Consider the following 6,586-nt stretch of genomic DNA (forward strand, 5'->3'; position numbering starts at 1 on the left):
TGTCCTCGGAAAGGTGTGCGGCGGTTTGCGTTTGTGGGGCTGCAGGCCGAAGTAGGTTCACAGGCATCCGGATGAAATGGGGTGCCTTATGTCCGCTGTCTCGGCGGTCATCACCATCGCGATCGCGGTGTTCTTCCTCGGCATGGGTGTATTCGCGCTGGGAGCACCTGCCGCGCTGATCCGCCCGTTCGGCGTCACGCTGGAGTCGCCGACCTCCCGGTCCGAGGTGCGGGCCGTCTACGGCGGGTTTGGGCTCGCGATCGCAGCGGTGCTGACGTACGCGGCGTTTCGTGGTGGCGATGTGGCGACAGGGATCGTCATCGCCGTCGGCGCCGCGCTCGCCGGAATGGCGTTGGGCCGCATCGTCTCCGCCGTCGTGGATGAACGAACACCGTTCTATCCCAACTGGTTCTACTGCATCGTCGAGGCGGTAGGGGCTGGCGCACTGTTCGCAGTCAGCTGACTTGCACGAAATCCGCCCTACAGTTCGCGGGAGTCGGCTCGAACCCCGGCAGGTACCGGGACACCACCGGGATGAACAGCTGGATGAGCGGACCGATGCCAAGCGCGTAGACCACGGTGCCGATACCGATGCTGCCGCCGAGCACCCACCCGGTCGCCAGCACCGAGACTTCGATGCCGGTCCGGATCAAACGGACGGACAGGCCGGTGCGGGCGACCAGTCCGGTCATCGGCCCGTTCTCGGTTCGCACCGCTCCCCGCCGCACACTTCCTGACGCGCCGCACACGCTTGGCACGCTGAAACCTGCGCGAGGCGACGGAAAGTGTGCGGCGATGGCAGCGCCTCGGTCAGCGGTTCGCCCGAATCAGGCAGTGCCCGGCGTGTACTCCCAGGACCGCCAAGTCAGCTCGCGCACGATGATCGCCGGTCCTTCCGGGCGGTTGTGCGCGTACTGCGGATACTTGGCCACCAGCGCATCGATGGAGGCGCGGCCCGAAGGATCCTGTGCCGCAAGAATTTCCGCGTGCCCATCGACCCGTACCCACCACAGCTGGGCCCAGTCCTCGTCGTAGGCATCGACAAGCAGGCTCACTCGGCCCGTGGCGGCGATATTGGCGAGCCGCCGCAACTGGACGGTCGACTTCGGTTTCGCGTCCACGGCCAGATACACGGCATCGTCCGTCAGTGCGAAAACCACCGGCACGATATGCGGCTCCCCCGCGGCGCTCGCCGTCGCCAGCCGCGCTACCCGCGCGGCCGCGAATCGTTCCCGGGCGCTATTCGAGTCCAATGTCGGGCACCGCAATCACGGTCATCGAGCCGGGCGCAACCTCGGTGAAACCGGCGTCGCGCACCGCGACCGCCAGTCCGCGACCGACGAGTTGCTGCAACGCGATCCACTGCACCGGCGTCGCCTCGCGCACCGCGCTGCGATACCGCTCGGCGGCCCAGTCCCGCGCTTCCTCCTCGGTCAGGGCACCGACGAGCAGCATCGCCGCGTGCCCGACCTGCGCCGCCGCCTTGCCGAGCGTCATGTTCAGCGTCGGATTGATCCACAGCACCGGAAGACCTGCGGCGGGCTGACCAGGATCGTCGTGTTCGAGTTCGGTGCCGCCGATCTGCAGTCGCTTGATCCGTGGATCGAGTTCGCCGACCGGTCCGGGCACCAGCGCGCGGGCCTGCGCGCCGTCGACATCCGCAGTGACTCCGGGGACATCGTTCGCCGCATGCCAGTGCGAACCTCGAGCGCGGCGGGCAATCTTGCGGATCCGCGCCGCGGTCCACGCCTCGAACGCCTCGTTCCACGGACCGTCGGCGCCGACTCGTTCGTCGAGGCATAGCGCGACCGTTGCGGCAGCCGCAGCCTCCAGCACGGCGCTTCGGCGGGGCGGGTCCTGCTTGGGCAGGTGCAGCACGATCGGCATGGCCAGCACGGCAGCGGGATCGGCCGGGTCGTCGGCGACGCCATAGCCGCGGGCCAAAGCCTCATGGCGCGCGGCGAATCCCGCGCCGGCGTCGGCCGGTGGTTCGAGAACGAGATCCTGGTCAGACACGAGGCTCGAGCGGGACACGGCGGACCCCACCGTCGACCGCGTCGGCCGCCTCCACCTCGTTGCGAGTCACGCCGAGCACGAACAGCACCGCGTCGAGGTAGGGATGGGACAGCGCGGTATCGGCGACCTCGCGCAGCGCCGGCTTCGCATTGAACGCGATACCGAGCCCCGCCGCATTGAGCATGTCGATGTCGTTGGCGCCGTCGCCCACCGCAACCGTCTGTTCCATCGGGACACCCACCTGGGCTGCGAAGCGGCGCAACGAAACGGCCTTGCCCTCGCGGTCGACGATGTCCCCGATGACCTTGCCGGTCATCTTGCCGTCGACGATCTCGAGCGTGTTCGCCTCGACGAAGTCGAGTTCGAGGTCATGCGCGAGCGGCTCGATGACCTGGCGGAAGCCGCCCGATACAACGCCGCAGTGGTAGCCGAGGCGACGCAGTGTCCGGATAGTCGTGCGGGCGCCGGGGGTGAGCTGGATTTCGGCGGCCACATCATCGATGACGCTCGCATCGAGACCGGCGAGCGTGGCAACCCGCTGCCGAAGCGACTCGCCGAAGTCGATCTCGCCGCGCATCGCGGCCTCGGTGACGGCACGGACATGCTCCTCGACACCGGCACGCGCGGCGAGCATTTCGATCACTTCGCCCTGGATCAGGGTCGAGTCGACGTCGAACACGATGAGGCGCTTCGCCCGCCGGGCCAGCCCGGCGCGCTCGACCGCGACGTCGACGTTCTCCTTGACGGCGACGGTGGCGAGCCCGGTGCGCAGCAACTCGTCAGCGTCGGCACCGGTATTCGTCGCGGTGACGAGCAGTTCGAGGCCGGTCACCGGGTAGTCCGCGATCCCGCGAATGGAATCGATGTTGGCGCCTTGCTCGGCAAGCTTGCGCGAGATCGCGCTGAACGAGCGCGCGCTCACCGGGCTGCCCAGGATCACCACCGCGTGCGTCGAGGTCGGGCCTTGGCGCATCGGGTCCACCCCGATCGCAACCTCCACCGAGACGCCGACGGTGTTCATCGCCTGTTCGAGTTGCTCCTGCAGCGCCTCCGGGTCGCGTGGGCACGAAACGAGGACACCGAGCGTCAGCTGGCCACGAATCACCACCTGCTCCACGTCGAGCAGGCTCACGTCGTGCTTGGTCAAGCAGGCAAACAGCGCCGAGGTGACACCCGGACGGTCGGTGCCGGTGACCGTCACGAGCACTGTCGTCTGGGTGCCCACTCGTTTGTCTCCATTCGATCGTGCGTCTGCGGGACGCGCCGTAGACGCTGGGTCGCTCCGCAGGCTCCGCGCCTGTGACATTGTGCCCGGCTCAGTCTCGCGAACCATTGTCGCAACCCGGCCACGCGGAACGCGAAAGGCCCCGCCCTCTGCGGGCGGGGCCTTTCGTCGTGTCGTACGTGAAGCTACTTCGTGCTGTCCGTGCCAGCGTGATCGCCGCCGGCGTCACCGAACGGCACCCGATCGCGCTCGAGCACATCCACTGCGGTTTCGTGGTTATGCGAACCGAAGCCGACGTGCGCCTCGGACCGCATCCGCTCGACCATGTGCGGGTAGTGCAGCTCGAACGCAGGACGCTCGGAGCGAATCCGCGGCAGCTCGTAGAAGTTGTGCCGCGGCGGCGGGCAGCTGGTCGCCCACTCGAGCGAGTTGCCGTAGCCCCACGGATCGTCGACCGTGACGACCTCGCCGTACCGGAAGCTCTTGAAGACGTTCCAGATGAACGGCAGCGTCGAGGCGCCCAGGACGAACGCGAAGATCGTGGAGAAGCTGTTCAGGAACGTGAAGCCATCCGACGGGAGGTAGTCGGCGTACCGGCGCGGCATGCCCTCGTTGCCGACCCAGTGCTGCACCAGGAAGGTGCCGTGGAAGCCAATGAACGTCGTCCAGAAGTGCCAGCGGGCGAGGCGCTCATCGAGCATGCGGCCAGTCATCTTCGGGAACCAGAAGTAGATACCGGCGTAGGTCGCGAACACGATCGTGCCGAAGAGCACGTAGTGGAAGTGCGCGATAACGAAGTACGAGTCCGTGACGTGGAAGTCCAGCGGCGGGCTGGCCAGGATGACGCCGGACAGACCACCGAAGAGGAACGTCACAAGGAAGCCGACCGAGAACAGCATCGGTGACTCGAACGTCAACTGGCCTTTCCACATCGTGCCGATCCAGTTGAAGAACTTCACACCGGTGGGCACCGCGATGAGGAACGTCATGAACGAGAAGAACGGAAGCAGAACGGCGCCGGTGGCGTACATGTGGTGTGCCCACACCGCGATCGACAGCGCAGCGATACCGAGCGTCGCGTAGACCAGGGTGGTGTAACCGAAGATCGGCTTGCGGCTGAAGACCGGGAAGATCTCCGAGACGATGCCGAAGAACGGCAGCGCGATGATGTACACCTCTGGGTGACCGAAGAACCAGAACAGGTGCTGCCACAGCAGGACGCCGCCATTGGCCGGGTCGTAGATGTGCGCGTCGAGGTGACGGTCGGCCGCGAGGCCCATCAGCGCGGCGGTCAGCAGCGGGAACGCGAGCAGAACGAGAATGCTGGTCACCAGGATGTTCCAGGTGAAGATCGGCATCCGGAACATGGTCATACCGGGCGCGCGGAGCACGATCACCGTCGTCACCATGTTGACACCGCCGAGGATGGTGCCAAGACCGGAGACGGCAAGACCCAGGATCCAGAGGTCGGCGCCGACACCCGGGGAATGCAGCGCGTCGGTGAGCGGCGAGTACGCCGTCCAGCCGAAGTCTGCGGCACCACCCGGGGTGATGAAGCCGGCGGTCGCCATCGTGGCGCCGAACAGGTACAGCCAGTAGCTGAACGCGTTCAGACGCGGGAAGGCGACGTCCGGAGCACCGATCTGCAGCGGCAGCACCACGTTCGCGAACCCGAAGACGATCGGCGTCGCATAGAACAGCAGCATGATCGTGCCGTGCATGGTGAAGAGCTGGTTGTACTGCTCATTCGACAGGAACTGCAGGCCCGGCACCGCGAGCTCGGAACGCATCAGCAGCGCCATCAGGCCACCGATGAGGAAGAACGCCACCGACGTCGTCAGGTACATGATGCCCAGCACCTTGGGATCGGTGGTGGTGATCATCTTGTACAGGTAGGAACCCTTCGGTCCCACCCGCTGTGGAAACGGTCTCGCCGCTTCTAGCTCGGGGACTGGCTGGGGCGCTACGGCAGTCACTGATCCTCCTGATGGTGCGTGCGGGTCGCTCCGCAAGCTCCGCTCCTACGTCCTGCCCTCGAGAGGCGACGTTTCGGTCTTGGCGCTGACTCGAATCGTAAACCGTGTCACAGCACTGTGTGGACCCGGTCCTACCCTGCGTCGTAGTTTCTCACTGTGCCGCCCGTGGCGCACTGAGTCAACGCATTCCGGAATGCTCGATAACCAGCATGTTCGGCTGCCGGACCGCGTGGTCGTTCGGCGGTCCGACGGGCTTGCGTTAGCGGCTCGGCAGCGGGCGCGGCTCTTCGAGGCTGAAGGTCATCGACTCGACGATCGCGCCGAGGTGCCGGCCGGGCAGCATCCACGTCGACAGCGAGCTCTCGGAGTCCATGTCGACGCTCACCAGTGCGGGACGAACGCGGCCCTTCGCGATCAGCTTCGAGGACCGCACATCGCCCTCGGCGAACTGCTGCAGCACCACCAGCGACGAGCGGATCGGCACCGACGGGCCGATCGACTTCGGGGTGGCCGAGACCGACCACGGCGTCTCGAGCGCACCGCGCGCGCTGATCTGCTTGCCGGAACCGATGCCGCCCTCGAACTCGGCGAGCGTCTTCGGCATGGCCCAGTTGGCACGGCCGCCGACGATGCTGGTCTCCGAATCAACGGCCATGAACGAGACGGTGCCACGCACCGAGGCGCCGCGGCGGAACACAACCGCACCGAGCACCTCGTCGTAATGGCCCACCGGGGTGTCTTTGTAACTGACCATGCCGCCGATCACGCCGAGCGGCCGCGCACCGTTCCCGATGCCGTGGGGCAGCGCCGCCGCGGCGCCCTTGGCGGGGCGCATCGTCCACAACACCGACTCGCACTCACAGGTCCACGGCGCGGGAGCCAGGTTTTCCGGCAGCCGGTTCACGACCTGCTCGGTCAGGAAGGTCTCTGCCACACCGGCGACAAGGCCGATTGCACTGCTGGTCATTTACGAATCTCCATTTCCCTGCGCGTCTGTACTGAATGGTCGCTCCGCAGGCTCCGCTCCTGCCACGCGTCGTCGGTACTCCGCGCGAGCGTTTTCATCCACTGTGTTGGTCACCCGGTCCCCGCCGGAGAGCCGGAACATGAAGTCACGGAACCGGGTGGGCAGCACGCCGGTCCCCTTCGAGATCAGCGCTGCAGGCTTCGGCACGAACACCTCGCCCGAGTTGCCCGATCGCACCGCGGCGACGACGGCCTTCGCGACTGCGTCGGGGTCGATCATCGCCAGTTTCTCCATGAACGCGGGCGCGGACATGCCCGCGATCAGCTCGGTCCGCACGAAGCCCGGGCAAATAGTAGTGATGTTCACGCCACTGCCTCGCCATTCCTGGCGTAGCGCGGCGCC

7 protein-coding genes and 1 pseudogene are annotated in these 6,586 nt (G+C 66.7%); 1 reads left to right on the forward strand and 7 read right to left on the reverse strand.

All coding sequences use genetic code 11. The annotated features are described in order from the left end of the window. Positions 1-88 precede the first annotated feature (88 nt). Positions 89-463 (forward strand): DUF4345 domain-containing protein, encoded by a 375-nt coding sequence (locus A8G08_RS21745; RefSeq protein WP_068278783.1) that lies wholly within the window; start codon positions 89-91, stop codon positions 461-463. On the opposite strand, the pseudogene A8G08_RS21750 reads toward A8G08_RS21745, so the two are convergent. From A8G08_RS21750 to A8G08_RS21780, 7 genes and pseudogenes are all read right to left on the reverse strand, one after another. After that, positions 456-701 (reverse strand): annotated as a pseudogene (locus A8G08_RS21750) (membrane protein YczE); the annotation flags it as partial. The gene A8G08_RS21745 and the pseudogene A8G08_RS21750 sit on opposite strands and share 8 nt — an antisense overlap. A gap of 126 nt (positions 702-827) precedes the next feature. Continuing rightward, positions 828-1,253, reverse strand: a complete 426-nt coding sequence (locus A8G08_RS21755) for a TIGR03668 family PPOX class F420-dependent oxidoreductase (protein ID WP_068278785.1) — start codon at positions 1,251-1,253, stop codon at positions 828-830. Further along, positions 1,240-2,016, reverse strand: a complete 777-nt coding sequence (locus tag A8G08_RS21760) for an aminoacyl-tRNA hydrolase (protein ID WP_068278793.1) — start codon at positions 2,014-2,016, stop codon at positions 1,240-1,242. Before A8G08_RS21760 ends, A8G08_RS21755 begins: the two co-directional genes overlap by 14 nt. After that, positions 2,009-3,241 carry a phosphoserine phosphatase SerB gene (gene serB, locus A8G08_RS21765; RefSeq protein ID WP_068278787.1) on the reverse strand — a complete coding sequence of 411 codons (1,233 nt, stop codon included), beginning with the start codon at positions 3,239-3,241 and terminating at the stop codon, positions 2,009-2,011. The genes A8G08_RS21760 and serB overlap by 8 nt, the downstream gene beginning before the upstream one ends. 185 nt (positions 3,242-3,426) lie before the next feature. Then, on the reverse strand, positions 3,427-5,217 hold the full coding sequence (gene ctaD, locus A8G08_RS21770) for an aa3-type cytochrome oxidase subunit I (protein ID WP_084436701.1): 1,791 nt from the start codon (positions 5,215-5,217) through the stop codon (positions 3,427-3,429). Positions 5,218-5,476: 259 nt separating this feature from the next. Further along, a complete protein-coding gene (locus tag A8G08_RS21775) occupies positions 5,477-6,184 on the reverse strand; it encodes an acetoacetate decarboxylase family protein (RefSeq protein WP_068278789.1) in 708 nt (235 codons plus the stop codon). Then, on the reverse strand, positions 6,185-6,586 hold a 402-nt coding region (locus A8G08_RS21780), incomplete at its 5' end, for an SDR family oxidoreductase (protein WP_483757019.1).

Origin of the sequence: Aldersonia kunmingensis (assembly GCF_001646865.1) — a bacterium.
In the GTDB taxonomy this organism is placed as follows: domain Bacteria; phylum Actinomycetota; class Actinomycetes; order Mycobacteriales; family Mycobacteriaceae; genus Aldersonia; species Aldersonia kunmingensis.

What these genes read in the sequence shown, in the direction of transcription:
- A8G08_RS21745 (WP_068278783.1), top strand. Translation starts at nt 89, where the DNA reads ATGTCCGCTGTCTCGGCGGTCATCACCATCGCGATCGCGGTGTTCTTC.
- A8G08_RS21775 (WP_068278789.1), bottom strand. Translation starts at nt 6,184, where the DNA reads ATGACCAGCAGTGCAATCGGCCTTGTCGCCGGTGTGGCAGAGACCTTC.